This is a genomic window from Providencia sp. 21OH12SH02B-Prov (assembly GCF_027362595.1).
GTDB classification, from domain to species: domain Bacteria; phylum Pseudomonadota; class Gammaproteobacteria; order Enterobacterales; family Enterobacteriaceae; genus Providencia; species Providencia zhejiangensis.
Window position 1 is genome coordinate 3,312,305 of record NZ_CP114796.1, and the last position, 14,920, is coordinate 3,327,224.

The 14,920-nt window shown below is 44.4% G+C and carries 6 protein-coding genes, 2 tRNA genes and 3 rRNA genes; 4 read left to right on the top strand and 7 right to left on the bottom strand.

Translation table 11 applies throughout. The features are described from left to right. Positions 1-69 precede the first annotated feature (69 nt). From O7C57_RS15505 to O7C57_RS15515, 3 genes are all read left to right on the top strand, one after another. Positions 70-2,694: a bifunctional acetate--CoA ligase family protein/GNAT family N-acetyltransferase gene (locus O7C57_RS15505; RefSeq protein WP_269723309.1), complete on the top strand. Its 2,625-nt coding sequence runs from the start codon at positions 70-72 to the stop codon at positions 2,692-2,694. Positions 2,695-2,861: 167 nt separating this feature from the next. Beyond that, positions 2,862-4,217, top strand: coding sequence for a CDP-diacylglycerol--serine O-phosphatidyltransferase (gene pssA, locus O7C57_RS15510; RefSeq protein WP_269723999.1), 1,356 nt, complete (start codon positions 2,862-2,864; stop codon positions 4,215-4,217). A gap of 42 nt (positions 4,218-4,259) precedes the next feature. After that, entirely contained in the window at positions 4,260-4,622 is a 363-nt protein-coding gene (locus O7C57_RS15515) for a YfiM family lipoprotein (protein WP_154624429.1), read from the top strand. 34 nt (positions 4,623-4,656) lie between these two features. Here the strand turns inward: O7C57_RS15515 and O7C57_RS15520 are convergent, their stop codons facing one another. Beyond that, positions 4,657-5,793 (bottom strand): immunity 26/phosphotriesterase HocA family protein, encoded by a 1,137-nt coding sequence (locus O7C57_RS15520; RefSeq protein WP_269723310.1) that lies wholly within the window; start codon positions 5,791-5,793, stop codon positions 4,657-4,659. Positions 5,794-6,056: 263 nt separating this feature from the next. Between O7C57_RS15520 and O7C57_RS15525 the strand changes: the two genes are divergently transcribed. Continuing rightward, positions 6,057-6,254 (top strand): hypothetical protein, encoded by a 198-nt coding sequence (locus O7C57_RS15525; RefSeq protein ID WP_269723311.1) that lies wholly within the window; start codon positions 6,057-6,059, stop codon positions 6,252-6,254. A 6-nt stretch (positions 6,255-6,260) separates the two neighbouring features. On the opposite strand, the gene rrf is transcribed toward O7C57_RS15525, so the two are convergent. The 6 genes from rrf to clpB form a co-directional block, all read right to left on the bottom strand. Further along, positions 6,261-6,376: ribosomal RNA gene (rrf, locus tag O7C57_RS15530) — 5S ribosomal RNA — on the bottom strand. 119 nt (positions 6,377-6,495) lie between these two features. Further along, positions 6,496-9,401 (bottom strand): 23S ribosomal RNA (locus O7C57_RS15535). A 324-nt stretch (positions 9,402-9,725) separates the two neighbouring features. Then, positions 9,726-9,801, bottom strand: a tRNA-Ala gene (locus O7C57_RS15540). A 132-nt stretch (positions 9,802-9,933) separates the two neighbouring features. Beyond that, positions 9,934-10,010 (bottom strand) — tRNA-Ile (locus O7C57_RS15545). A gap of 66 nt (positions 10,011-10,076) precedes the next feature. Continuing rightward, positions 10,077-11,616: ribosomal RNA gene (locus O7C57_RS15550) — 16S ribosomal RNA — on the bottom strand. The 16S, 23S and 5S rRNA genes sit together here with 2 tRNA genes alongside, the layout of an rRNA operon. 637 nt (positions 11,617-12,253) lie before the next feature. Continuing rightward, on the bottom strand, positions 12,254-14,827 hold the full coding sequence (gene clpB / locus O7C57_RS15555; protein WP_269723312.1) for an ATP-dependent chaperone ClpB: 2,574 nt from the start codon (positions 14,825-14,827) through the stop codon (positions 12,254-12,256). Between the last annotated feature and the right edge of the window lie 93 nt (positions 14,828-14,920).

Below are 14,920 nucleotides of genomic sequence, written 5' to 3' on the forward strand. Positions count from 1 at the left end.
ATAGTATTAGTTGGCATCTCTATATTCGTTGAGGATGTTTTCGCTCACTAAAGCAAAAGGTTATCAGCCATGGGTTTACTGAGTCAGTTAGAATCGTTATTTAGACCGAAATCAATCGCGGTGATTGGTGCTTCTGAGAATCCGAATCGTGCAGGTTCGGTAATGATGAAAAACTTATTAACTAATGGTTTTAAGGGACCCATTCTCCCTGTCAATCCTAATCGAAGCTCTATACTTGGGGTACTCGCGTATCCCTCGATTGATAAGCTTCCTTTAAAGCCCGACCTTGCCGTTATCTGTACTCATCATTCCAAAAATCCTGATTGCTTAAGGCAACTAGGCGAATATGGCTGTAATGTCGTTATCGTTTTATCATCACCATCGATTCAATTTAATGAACTTAAAAAAATAGCCCAACAATATCAAATGCGCTTACTCGGCCCTAATAGCCTCGGTATTTTAGCGCCATGGCAAGGGCTTAATGCAAGTTTCTCCCCCATCCCCATTCTTAAGGGGAAACTCGCATTTATTTCTCAATCCGCAGCCGTGTCTAACACGGTATTAGACTGGGCTCGCCATCGTGATATTGGCTTCTCTTATTTTATTGCTCTGGGAGATAGCATCGACATTGATATTGACGATCTTCTAGACTATCTGGCTCGTGACAGTAAAACCAGTGCTATCCTGCTTTACCTTGAAAGTATCAGCGATGCTCGTCGTTTTCTGTCTGCGTCACGTAGCGCATCACGGAATAAGCCAATCCTTGTGATTAAAAGCGGCCGAACCCGTAAAGCCCAGCAGCTATTGGGAGAAAAACCGAGCCTTGATGCAGCTTACGATGCTGCTATTCAGCGAGCAGGCTTGCTGAGAGTACAAGATACTCATGAAATGTTTTCTGCTGTAGAAACATTGAGCTATATGACGCCATTACGTGGGGAACGTTTGTCCATTATCAGCAATGGTGCAGCTCCTGCCGCAATGGCGCTAGATGAACTATTACAGCGTAATGGTAAGCTAGCGACATTAAGTCAAGAAACGGAAAATGAACTAAGTTCGCTACTGCCACTTGACCTATCAACCCAAAATCCTATTGATTTAGGTGATGATGCGACCGTTGATCGCTACATCGATGTTTTAAATAAAATGCTCGATAGCCATGATCATGATGCCCTATTGTTGATTTATACCCCTAGCGCGATAACAGACAGCAAAACCATGGCTGAAAAAGTGATAAAAACGATCAAACAGCATCCAAGGGGTAAATGGCTAACTATACTGACAAACTGGTGCGGTGAATATTCTTCACAAACGTCGCGTCGCCTCTTTAGTGAAGCCGGTATCCCAACCTATCGAACACCAGAAGGGGCAATAACGGCCTATATGCACATGGTTGAGTATCGCCGTAACCAAAAACAGTTAAAAGAAACACCGGCACTGCCAATTGGAATCACCGCTGATACCCAACAGGCGCATACCTATATTCAGCAAGCCCTACAAAATCACACACTTCATTTAGATACACATGAAGTTCAGCCCATTTTACGGGCATATGGCCTAAATAGCTTACCCACATGGATAGCTCATTCAAGTGAAGAAGCGATTAAAATAGCTGAAAAAATTGGTTATCCCGTTGCTTTAAAACTCCGCTCACCGGATATCGTACACAAGTCAGAAGTTCAGGGAGTTATGCTTTACTTACGTAATGCCAAAGAAGTCGGAGATGCGGCAAAAGCGATTATGGAACGTGTATCAACCAACTTTCCAAATGCGCGTATTGACGGCTTGCTTGTGCAAAGTATGGCAAACCGTGCTGGAGCGCAAGAATTACGTATTGCCGTTGAACTCGATCCGGTTTTTGGACCTTTAATTATGCTAGGTGAAGGGGGGATTGAGTGGCAACAAGAAAGCCAAGCCGCCGTCGCCCTTCCTCCATTGAATTTGGCACTGGCTCGATATCTGGTCATTCAGGCGATTAAAGGGTATAAAATCAAAGCGCGAAGTGCGCTGGCCCCCTTAAATATTCCAGGTTTAGCAAGCTTACTGGTACGAGTTTCCAACCTAATCATTGATTGCCCAAACATTGCACGCCTTGATATCCATCCTTTGCTCGCTTCTGGTGATGAATTTACTTTGCTTGATGTTTCAATGACTTTAATTCCCGATCACGAAATTCAAAAATCAAGATTAGCGATTCGACCATATCCAAGTGAACTCGAAGAAACGATCGCATTAAAAGATGACCTCAGCTGTTTACTAAGGCCAATACTAAAATCGTTTATAGCGCAGGTTACTAAAGAAGATCTTTATTATCGATACTTTAGTGAAATTAGTGAGTTTACTCATGATGATCTCGCCAATATGACGCAAATAGATTATGACCGCGAAATGGCGTTTGTCGCCGTAAGAAATCAAGATTCAAACCCTGAAATTATTGGTGTCACACGTGCGATGGCGGATCCTGATAATCAAGAAGCTGAATTCGCTGTTCTTGTTAGATCGGATATGAAAGGATTAACACTTGGTTACCAACTCATGAGCAAGCTGCTGAGCTATACGCGCTCACATGGAATTAAAAAGCTTACCGCGATCACTATGCCTGAAAATCGCAACATGATCAGTTTAGCTAAAAAGCTAGGGTTTGACGTTGACCTTCAATTTGATGAAGGGGTTGTAAACTTAACATTACATTTATAAGTTATAGTCTTCGCCAATTTGTACAACAATTAAACGGAATTTTAATTTATACTAAATGGTTTGGCTAAATATGCTATCATCCATGGATCATTCGCTAACCTATACCCTAGCGTATATTTGAATAAAGCGATTTGCTATTAGACTAATAAGAGAAAATTTACACTGTGATGTTGTCAAAATTAAAACAAGCAAAACATCAACAATATTTAGGGAGTTTACCTAAACTCTCCCAATCTATTGCTGATGTTAAAACGCTATATAAGACAGAAGATTTTCGTGATGTTTTGCTTGAGCAAATATCAACCGCTCAACATTGCATCTACATCACTGCGTTATATTTAGAGCAAGATGATGCAGGTAAAGATATTCTTCATGCGCTGTATGCAGCAAAACAAGCGAATCCGTCTTTAGAAGTTAAAATACTGGTTGATTGGCATCGCGCGCAACGAGGAAGGATTGGAGCAGCGGCAAATTCAACCAATGCTGATTGGTACTATAGTGTTTCACAACAGTACCCTGACATTGACATTCCAATTTACGGTATTCCTGTGAATACTCGTGAAGCCTTAGGCGTCTTACACCTTAAAGGTTTTATCTTTGATGATACCCTGTTATACAGTGGTGCGAGTATTAATGACGTCTATTTACAACGTCATGAAAAATATCGTTATGACCGATATCAGTTAATCAAAAATAAACAATTAACTTCATCAATGAAAAACTATATTGATGAAGCATTGTTAAAATCAGATGCTATCCATCTACTCAATTCAGCCAATAGACCCAAAACGGCTGAATTCAAAAATATTATCAAGCAATTTCGCCTTTCACTCAGAGGGTGTTCATATCACTTTGACGGTAATGCTAACAATAATGAGCTGGCAGTTACCCCGCTTGTCGGATTAGGTAAGAAAAATGATCTTAACCGGACCATTACCCATTTAATGGGGTCAACACAGAATAAGCTCATTATCTGTACGCCTTATTTTAACCTCCCTGCGGTATTAGTCAGAATTATTAGTCGACTACTACGTGAAGGTAAACAGGTTGAAATAATTATTGGCGATAAAACTGCTAATGATTTTTATATTCCCCCCGAAGAGCCATTTAAAATTATTGGTGCTTTACCTTATTTATATGAAATAAATCTACGTAGATTTGTTAGCCGCTTACAAAAATTTATTGATAGTCAGCAGCTAACTATTCGTTTATGGAAAGATGGCGATAATACCTATCATTTGAAAGGTATGTGGGTTGATTCACAATGGCAGTTGATCACCGGAAATAATTTAAACCCTCGAGCATGGGGATTAGATCTTGAAAATGCCGTATTGATCCACGATCCAAAGCAAGAAATGCAAGAGCAGCGTCAACATGAACTTGAATGCATTCGCACTCATACAAAAATTGTGAATCATTATCGTGAATTAGATAGTATCCAAACCTATCCAATCAAAGTGAAAAAACTCATTCGCCGTTTAAGACGAATTAGAGTAGACCGCTTAATCAGTCGTATCTTGTAATTTATCGTAGCACCACCCTTGTGGTGCTTTTCATATATCATTATGTTGATAAATAAATTGAAACGATTTAAAAAAATACTTCCTTATTTGCTTATTGGCATATTATTCAATACCGCAAGTTGCTCAAGCTTTCGTGTCGCTAATGATAAATGGACAGGAAAGGATAAGGCCCAACATTTTGCTTTTTCAGCCGCAATGGCAATGGCCGGTAATGCATATGCTGATAAACAAAATTGGCAACATCGAGAAGCTGCACAATTTGGAATATTATTTTCTGTTTCACTCGGAGTAGTCAAAGAATTATATGACAGCCGCCCCAGCGGTACTGGATGGAGTTGGCATGATATCGCTTATGATGTCGCGGGCTCTATCGCCGGTTATAGCTTATATCAAAGTTTAAAATAAAAACCAGTAATGATTTAACCAACTTATGTGCCCCCTACTTTTTATTCGCATATAACGCGTATTCTTCACGAGTCATACCACCAAATTGCCGATTAAAATCATCAAATGTTATCTCTTCAGAGATACCAAAATGGGCAAAAGCCTGTTTTTCCAACGGTGTTTTACATCTCTCTACGGTTTTTATTTCTGAAAAACTGACACCAAAATTAACACCATGTCTCAACAACTCCATATCTTGAATACCACTAGGTAGCATTGATGCATGTTCATTTGGATGGCTTTTTATTCCAACTCCCCAACATAATCGAGTAAAAGAGTCATTAGATAATGATCTTCCCGCTTGAATGGGAAACTCAATATCATCGGCAGTTAAACTCTTATTTCCAATAACCTCATATACACCTCTCATAACATGGTCATCCATCATGAAAAATGAATCCGATAAGCTGTGCTGTATAATTTCCTCAATAGGCATATTTTTTTCTTGGCTTTTGAACTGATACGTTCGGACAATTAAGGGCACCGTCATGAGATCATTCCAAATATGCTCTTGCTTCAGTAGGCCTGCTTTTTTTATTTTGTTGACCTGACCTATAATCAGAGCAAATCCATAATATTCCAGATCTATTTCATAACAAAAAATATCGCCATTCTTATATTTCACATTCTTTCTCGGGGCATTTTTCATGCGTTCCACTTTGGAGAAATAACGTTCATCTCTTGAAGACACGAATGTGGCTAACCATTGGCGAAACGCCTCAACAGTGTCAATTTGCTGGGGAAATGGAATCGGTAGACGAAGACTATTTTGGCTATTCGTCACATTTAACGCCGCACCAATTCCTGAAGTGCTTAAAGTTAAACTAAAACGACACCCCGTACTTTTCATGCCATTAATCGATGTATAATTTAATTTTTTCTCTTTGCCTTTTGCTGTTCTAGGCAAAACGAATTCTCTATTTCTCGTTTTAATTAAATTATCTTCTTCAATATAGAGGGTATTGATAAAACCATCACCAATATGCTCATAGTTATAGATAATTTTACAGATATCATCACCATCAAAATAAACAGCCATCCCTTTTTTAATTTCAATTCTATCCCATTGAGCGGATATCAACTCCAAGCCAAAAAGCGCTCTTTCATCATTGGTGAGGATGATATTTTCCATGTATTGACTCCCCATAACCTATCCCTCTATAAATCTGAATATTTGAACTATAACAATACCTAAAGTGCTGGTCATCAATATCATCCATTCCCCCTATCAATACCAGAAAGTTTTTTTTATTTTTGCTAGTTATTTACCTATAAGTTGATGAGATGGATATCGAGTACTCAGTATGATAAAGCGATCTAAACCATGATGTTATTTAGATACCGATTGCGATTCATAAAAATAAACACCAGTCATCCTATAAAATGGTCTCAACCATGAAAATAAGTCGAATAGTGAGCCATTCCTTTATCTCTACTCAATGTATTGGCTATCAATATGCGGTTCGCTGGTGCAGGATTGGCAAGAAAGTGCCGTGGATGGGGTTGGTGGTGACAGTAAGGCAGAAGGATGATAAAACGGTATCACATCCCCCAAACGCAAAAAAGCCACCCATCGGGTGGCTTTCTCACTAATTTAATGTCTGGCAGTTCCCTACTCTCACATGGGGAGACCCCACACTACCATCGGCGCTACGGCGTTTCACTGCTGAGTTCGGCATGGGGTCAGGTGGGACCACCGCGCTATTGCCGCCAGACAAATTCGGTTTTCGTTCCCGTCGGCTTACACCAACCAGAACAGCAATCTTGAACAAGCTAATTTCTCGCACTCTGTGTGCGCTTCACAACGTTCTCTCTAAAACACCTTCGGTGTTGTCAGGTTAAGCCTCACGGTTCATTAGTACTGGTTAGCTCAACGTATCGCTACGCTTACACACCCAGCCTATCAACGTCTTAGTCTTAAACGTTCCTTTAGGACCCTTAAAGAGTCAGGGAAGACTCATCTCAAGGCAAGTTTCCCGCTTAGATGCTTTCAGCGGTTATCTCTTCCGCACTTAGCTACCGGGCAGTGCCATTGGCATGACAACCCGAACACCAGTGGTGCGTCCACTCCGGTCCTCTCGTACTAGGAGCAGCCCCTTTCAATCTTCCAACGCCCACGGCAGATAGGGACCGAACTGTCTCACGACGTTCTAAACCCAGCTCGCGTACCACTTTAAATGGCGAACAGCCATACCCTTGGGACCTACTTCAGCCCCAGGATGTGATGAGCCGACATCGAGGTGCCAAACACCGCCGTCGATATGAACTCTTGGGCGGTATCAGCCTGTTATCCCCGGAGTACCTTTTATCCGTTGAGCGATGGCCCTTCCATTCAGAACCACCGGATCACTAAGACCTACTTTCGTACCTGCTCGAGCCGTCACTCTCGCAGTCAAGCTGGCTTATGCCTTTGCACTAACCGCATGATGTCCGACCATGCTTAGCCAACCTTCGTGCTCCTCCGTTACTCTTTGGGAGGAGACCGCCCCAGTCAAACTACCCACCAGACACTGTCCGCACCCCAGATGATGGGGCCACGTTAGAACATCAAACATTAAAGGGTGGTATTTCAAGGTTGGCTCCATGCAGACTGGCGTCCACACTTCAAAGCCTCCCACCTATCCTACACATCAAGGCTCAATGTTCAGTGTCAAGCTATAGTAAAGGTTCACGGGGTCTTTCCGTCTTGCCGCGGGTACACTGCATCTTCACAGCGAGTTCAATTTCACTGAGTCTCGGGTGGAGACAGCCTGGCCATCATTACGCCATTCGTGCAGGTCGGAACTTACCCGACAAGGAATTTCGCTACCTTAGGACCGTTATAGTTACGGCCGCCGTTTACTGGGGCTTCGATCAAGAGCTTCTCCTTACGGATAACCCCATCAATTAACCTTCCAGCACCGGGCAGGCGTCACACCGTATACGTCCACTTTCGTGTTTGCACAGTGCTGTGTTTTTAATAAACAGTTGCAGCCAGCTGGTATCTGCGACTGGCTTCAGCTCCATCCGCAAGGGACTTCACCTAGCGCCAGCGTGCCTTCTCCCGAAGTTACGGCACCATTTTGCCTAGTTCCTTCACCCGAGTTCTCTCAAGCGCCTGAGTATTCTCTACCTGACCACCTGTGTCGGTTTGGGGTACGATTAATGATAATCTAGAGCTTAGAGGCTTTTCCTGGAAGCGGGGCATGAGCTACTTCGCCACCGTAGTGACTCGTCATCAGACCTCAGCATATAGTGAACCGGATTTGCCTAATTCACCTGCCTACATCCTTAAACCGGGACAACCGTCGCCCGGCCAGCCTAGCCTTCTCCGTCCCCCCATCGCAATTATCACCAGTACAGGAATATTAACCTGTTTCCCATCGACTACGCATTTCTGCCTCGCCTTAGGGGTCGACTCACCCTGCCCCGATTAACGTTGGACAGGAACCCTTGGTCTTCCGGCGTGCGGGTTTTTCACCCGCATTATCGTTACTTATGTCAGCATTCGCACTTCTGATACCTCCAGCATGCCTCACAGCACACCTTCACAGGCTTACAGAACGCTCCCCTACCCAACAACATCTAAATGTCGCTGCCGCAGCTTCGGTGCATGGTTTAGCCCCGTTACATCTTCCGCGCAGGCCGACTCGACCAGTGAGCTATTACGCTTTCTTTAAATGATGGCTGCTTCTAAGCCAACATCCTGGCTGTCTGAGCCTTCCCACTTCGTTTCCCACTTAACCATGACTTTGGGACCTTAGCTGGCGGTCTGGGTTGTTTCCCTCTTCACGACGAACGTTAGCACCCGCCGTGTGTCTCCCGTGATAACATTCTTCGGTATTCGTAGTTTGCATCGGGTTGGTAAGTCGGGATGACCCCCTAGCCGAAACAGTGCTCTACCCCCGAAGATGAGTTCACGAGGCGCTACCTAAATAGCTTTCGGGGAGAACCAGCTATCTCCCGGTTTGATTGGCCTTTCACCCCCAGCCACAAGTCATCCGCTAATTTTTCAACATTAGTCGGTTCGGTCCTCCAGTTAGTGTTACCCAACCTTCAACCTGCCCATGGCTAGATCACCGGGTTTCGGGTCTATACCCTGCAACTTAATCGCCCAGTTAAGACTCGGTTTCCCTACGGCTCCCCTATACGGTTAACCTTGCTACAGAATATAAGTCGCTGACCCATTATACAAAAGGTACGCAGTCACACCTAAAAGGTGCTCCCACTGCTTGTACGTACACGGTTTCAGGTTCTATTTCACTCCCCTCGCCGGGGTTCTTTTCGCCTTTCCCTCACGGTACTGGTTCACTATCGGTCAATCAGGAGTATTTAGCCTTGGAGGATGGTCCCCCCATATTCAGACAGGATAACACGTGTCCCGCCCTACTCGTCGAGTTCACAACACCAACACCTTCGGATACGGGGCTATCACCCTTTACTGCCGGACTTTCCAGACCGTTCTCCTGATGCTGACGCTGATTAAGACTCTGGGCTGCTCCCCGTTCGCTCGCCGCTACTAGGGGAATCTCGGTTGATTTCTTTTCCTCGAGGTACTGAGATGTTTCAGTTCCCTCGGTTCGCCTCGTTTGACTATGGATTCATCAAACGATAGTGCAACGAATTGCACTGGGTTTCCCCATTCGGACATCGTCGGTTATAGCGGTTCATATCACCTTACCGACGCTTTTCGCAGATTAGCACGTCCTTCATCGCCTCTGATTGCCTAGGCATCCACCGTGTACGCTTAGTCGCTTAACCTCACAACCCGAAATTGTTTCAACGATCACCTAACTGTCATGGCTGTGCGTGGTGAAATTCTTTGTTGCGCGGTGCTCGTCATGCTCACGTACCCATGTACGCTGCGCTGACTGCGCTCCTACGCCGCGAATTTCACACTGCTCGCTCATGCCACTCGTTTGAATGACCGAAAACTTCAGGTTTGAAATTTTGAGAGACTCTCACATTGTTTAAGCGATAAACAATGTGCGTTGTTTCAATTTTCAGCTTGTTCCAGATTGTTAAAGAGCATAATTATTCGCAATAGACTATAACTAATCTATTCTGAATAATTCAAAAGTATTATGGTGGAGCTAAGCGGGATCGAACCGCTGACCTCCTGCGTGCAAGGCAGGCGCTCTCCCAGCTGAGCTATAGCCCCATAACAGGTTTGACAGTATCGTCTTTTCTTTAATCAAGAAATTAAAAGCCAAATCGAATTTAGACAAGGCATAACTTGGCGACGTTTACGCGGGTAAACGAGCTAAGTTATAACGCAGTATTAATTCGATTTTGGTAGGCCTGAGTGGACTTGAACCACCGACCTCACCCTTATCAGGGGTGCGCTCTAACCACCTGAGCTACAAGCCTATTGATACCGTTGACTCTATTTCATCAGACAATCTGTGTGAACACTTCACAAGAACACTTCAATGGTAAGGAGGTGATCCAACCGCAGGTTCCCCTACGGTTACCTTGTTACGACTTCACCCCAGTCATGGATCACAAAGTGGTAAGCGCCCTCCCGAAGGTTAAGCTACCTACTTCTTTTGCAACCCACTCCCATGGTGTGACGGGCGGTGTGTACAAGGCCCGGGAACGTATTCACCGTAGCATTCTGATCTACGATTACTAGCGATTCCGACTTCATGGAGTCGAGTTGCAGACTCCAATCCGGACTACGACGTACTTTATGAGTTCCGCTTGCTCTCGCGAGGTCGCTTCTCTTTGTATACGCCATTGTAGCACGTGTGTAGCCCTACTCGTAAGGGCCATGATGACTTGACGTCATCCCCACCTTCCTCCGGTTTATCACCGGCAGTCTCCTTTGAGTTCCCGACCGAATCGCTGGCAACAAAGGATAAGGGTTGCGCTCGTTGCGGGACTTAACCCAACATTTCACAACACGAGCTGACGACAGCCATGCAGCACCTGTCTCAGAGTTCCCGAAGGCACTAAAGCATCTCTGCTAAATTCTCTGGATGTCAAGAGTAGGTAAGGTTCTTCGCGTTGCATCGAATTAAACCACATGCTCCACCGCTTGTGCGGGCCCCCGTCAATTCATTTGAGTTTTAACCTTGCGGCCGTACTCCCCAGGCGGTCGATTTAACGCGTTAGCTCCGGAAGCCACGCCTCAAGGGCACAACCTCCAAATCGACATCGTTTACAGCGTGGACTACCAGGGTATCTAATCCTGTTTGCTCCCCACGCTTTCGCACCTGAGCGTCAGTCTTTGTCCAGGGGGCCGCCTTCGCCACCGGTATTCCTCCACATCTCTACGCATTTCACCGCTACACATGGAATTCTACCCCCCTCTACAAGACTCTAGCTGACCAGTCTTAGATGCCATTCCCAGGTTAAGCCCGGGGATTTCACATCTAACTTAATCAACCGCCTGCGTGCGCTTTACGCCCAGTAATTCCGATTAACGCTTGCACCCTCCGTATTACCGCGGCTGCTGGCACGGAGTTAGCCGGTGCTTCTTCTGTCGGTAACGTCAATCGTTGATGATATTAGCATCAACGCCTTCCTCCCGACTGAAAGTACTTTACAACCCTAGGGCCTTCTTCATACACGCGGCATGGCTGCATCAGGCTTGCGCCCATTGTGCAATATTCCCCACTGCTGCCTCCCGTAGGAGTCTGGGCCGTGTCTCAGTCCCAGTGTGGCTGATCATCCTCTCAGACCAGCTAGGGATCGTCGCCTAGGTGAGCCATTACCCCACCTACTAGCTAATCCCATATGGGTTCATCCGATAGCGCAAGGCCCGAAGGTCCCCTGCTTTGCTCCTTAGAGATTATGCGGTATTAGCCACCGTTTCCAGTAGTTATCCCCCTCTATCGGGCAGATCCCCATACATTACTCACCCGTCCGCCGCTCGTCAGCGGGAAGCAAGCTTCCCCTGTTACCGCTCGACTTGCATGTGTTAGGCCTGCCGCCAGCGTTCAATCTGAGCCATGATCAAACTCTTCAATTAAAAGTGTTTGATGCTCAAAGAATTAAACTGTTTATCAATTCGCTTCTGTTCGGCTAACATTGTCGGCTTCGCTGCGCTTTCCTCGCCGTACCTCAGTACTGTCTCGGAAATGCTCACTCGCCTTCGCGTTATCCTTCCACAATCGAATTGCACATTGTTAGTTCATATATGAATTAACGTGTTAGTCACTCTTCAAGACTTAAAATCAAATATTTTTTTGATAGTGTCCTGTGAGTGCCCACACAGATTGTCTGATAAATTGTTAAAGAGCGTTGCGACTTTATCTTTCGATATTAACCGCTTAGGTCGTTGTCGCGAGGTGGCGTATGTTACGCTTTCCTCATCGAGAGTCAAGCTTTTTTTTTCGCTTATCTTTTCAGATTCTCTCGCCTGCCGTCGTTAGCCTTTTGGGCTTGCCATCACATTCTGTGTTGGCTCATCGTCGGTCAGTGGAGGCGCATTATAGGGAGTCAGAAAATTCTAGCAAGTCTTTTTTTTAAAAAATTTGACGACTGATTATTTTTTACACTTTTGGTGCATTTTTATAGCAAAAAGGGCCTCTTTTCATGAAAAAAGGTGATAAAAAGGCGACCCTAAGGCCGCCTTGGATTCTATTACCTAATTGAAAAGCGAATAGTTACTGTTTAGCGACTATCTCATCATTCTCCACATCTAAGACTATTGGTTTACCTGGGATCAATTTACCTGACAATATTTCTTGTGCCAGAGGGTTTTCAATCTCTTGTTGGATTGCTCTTTTCAATGGACGAGCACCAAAGATTGGGTCAAACCCTGCTTCACCAATTTTTTCCAATGCCGCAGATGATGCGGTAACTTCATAGCCGTGTTCTTCAAGACGTTTATATAAACGACCAAGCTGGATATTCGCAATGTTTGTAATATGTTCTTTACCTAATGGATGGAACACGACCACTTCATCGATACGGTTAATAAATTCAGGTCTAAAGCTATGTGCGACAACCTCCATAACCATATCTTTCATTTCTGAATAACCGATAGTACCAAAACGTTCTTGAATCAAATCAGAACCGAGGTTTGATGTCATAATAATAACGGTATTACGGAAGTCGACCGTACGACCTTGGCCATCCGTTAAGCGCCCATCATCCAATACCTGTAATAAAATATTAAAGACATCTGGGTGTGCTTTTTCAACTTCATCCAAAAGAATAACAGAATAAGGGCGACGTCTAACGGCTTCAGTTAGATAACCACCTTCTTCATACCCCACATATCCTGGAGGAGCCCCCACTAAACGTGAAACGGCATGTTTTTCCATAAACTCGGACATATCGATACGAACCATCGCATCATCACTATCAAACATAAAGTTTGCCAGTGCTTTACATAATTCCGTTTTACCAACCCCTGTTGGCCCCAAGAACATAAATGAACCTATTGGGCGATTAGGGTCTGACAAACCTGCACGGCTACGACGAATAGCGTTCGATACCGCAACTACCGCTTCATCCTGGCCTATTACGCGCTGGTGTAATTGCTGTTCCATACGTAATAGTTTTTCTCTTTCGCTTTCCAACATACGAGAAACAGGTATACCAGTCCAACGAGCTAAAATTTCAGCGATTTCGACATCAGTCACTTTATTTCGCAGAAGTTTCATACTCTTATTTTCTGCTTTAGTCGCTGCTTCTAACTGTTTTTCCAACTCAGGAATACGGCCATATTGCAGTTCAGACATTTTTCCGAGGTCACCACTACGACGTGCTTTCTCCATTTCGTAGCGTGCGTTCTCTAACTCGGCTTTTATATGCTGTGTACCTGTTAATGACGCTTTCTCTGCTTTCCATTCTTCTTCTAATGAAGAATATTCACGCTCTTTTTCCGCTAACTCTTCTTCGAGCATATCAAGACGTTTCTTACTCGCGTTATCGGACTCTTTTTTCAGGGCTTGCTGTTCCAATTTGAGCTGAATGATACGGCGCTCTAAACGGTCAAGCGATTCAGGTTTCGAGTCCATTTGCATACGCAAACTCGCACCAGCTTCATCAATTAAGTCAATCGCTTTATCCGGTAACATACGATCCGTAATATAGCGATGAGATAACGTTGCCGCTGCGACGATTGCAGGGTCCGTAATCTGCACATGGTGATGCAACTCATAGCGCTCTTTCAGACCACGTAAAATCGCGATTGTGTCTTCAACGCTTGGCTCTGCAACATACACTTTTTGGAATCGACGTTCTAAAGCCGGATCTTTTTCTATATATTGACGATACTCATCAAGTGTTGTTGCCCCCACACAGTGCAATTCACCGCGTGCTAATGCAGGTTTCAACATGTTCCCCGCATCCATGGCACCGTCCGCTTTACCCGCACCAACCATGGTATGCAATTCATCAATAAACAGAATGACATTACCTTCTTGCTTAGCAAGGTCACTCAGTACGCCTTTTAAACGCTCTTCAAACTCACCACGGTATTTAGCACCTGCGATTAAGGCTCCCATATCTAAGGATAAAACACGCTTGTTTTTCAGACCTTCAGGCACTTCACCATTCACAATACGTTGCGCTAATCCTTCAACGATCGCGGTTTTACCAACGCCAGGCTCACCAATCAGCACAGGGTTGTTCTTTGTACGACGCTGTAATACCTGAATAGTACGGCGAATTTCTTCATCACGACCAATCACTGGGTCTAACTTGCCTTGCTCCGCACGCTCTGTCAGGTCAACAGTAAATTTCTTTAACGCTTGGCGCTGGTCTTCAGCACCTTGGTCATTCACTTTTTCGCCACCACGCATTTGTTCTATTGCCTTATTTAAATTCGCTTTATTGACACCGGCTGCTTTAAGCATATCCGCAAGTGATGTATTCGCTTCTAAAGCTGCAAGAAGAAATAATTCAGAGGAGATAAATTCATCGCCATTTTTTTGTGCTAATTGATCACATAAATTTAAATGACGGATCAAATCACTTGAAGGCTGCACATCACCGGCAACCCCTTGCACTTGCGGTAAACGCGAAAGCGCTTCTTCAATTTTTTGTTGCAACTGCCCGACATTGACACCCACCGTTGTCAAAAGAGGTCGTACAGAGCCACCTTCTTGATTAAACAGTGCACTTAATAAATGAATAGGTTCAATAAACTGGTTTTCGCGCCCAAGGGCTAATGACTGGGCGTCAGCGAGAGCTTGCTGGAATTTATTAGTTAAACGATCCAGACGCATAACACCTCCACTAAAAATGAGATTAAAATTGCTTCTGGAGAATAGATGAGGTCTATTTTTATTTATTCAAGTTTATAAATGAATTATTTCATC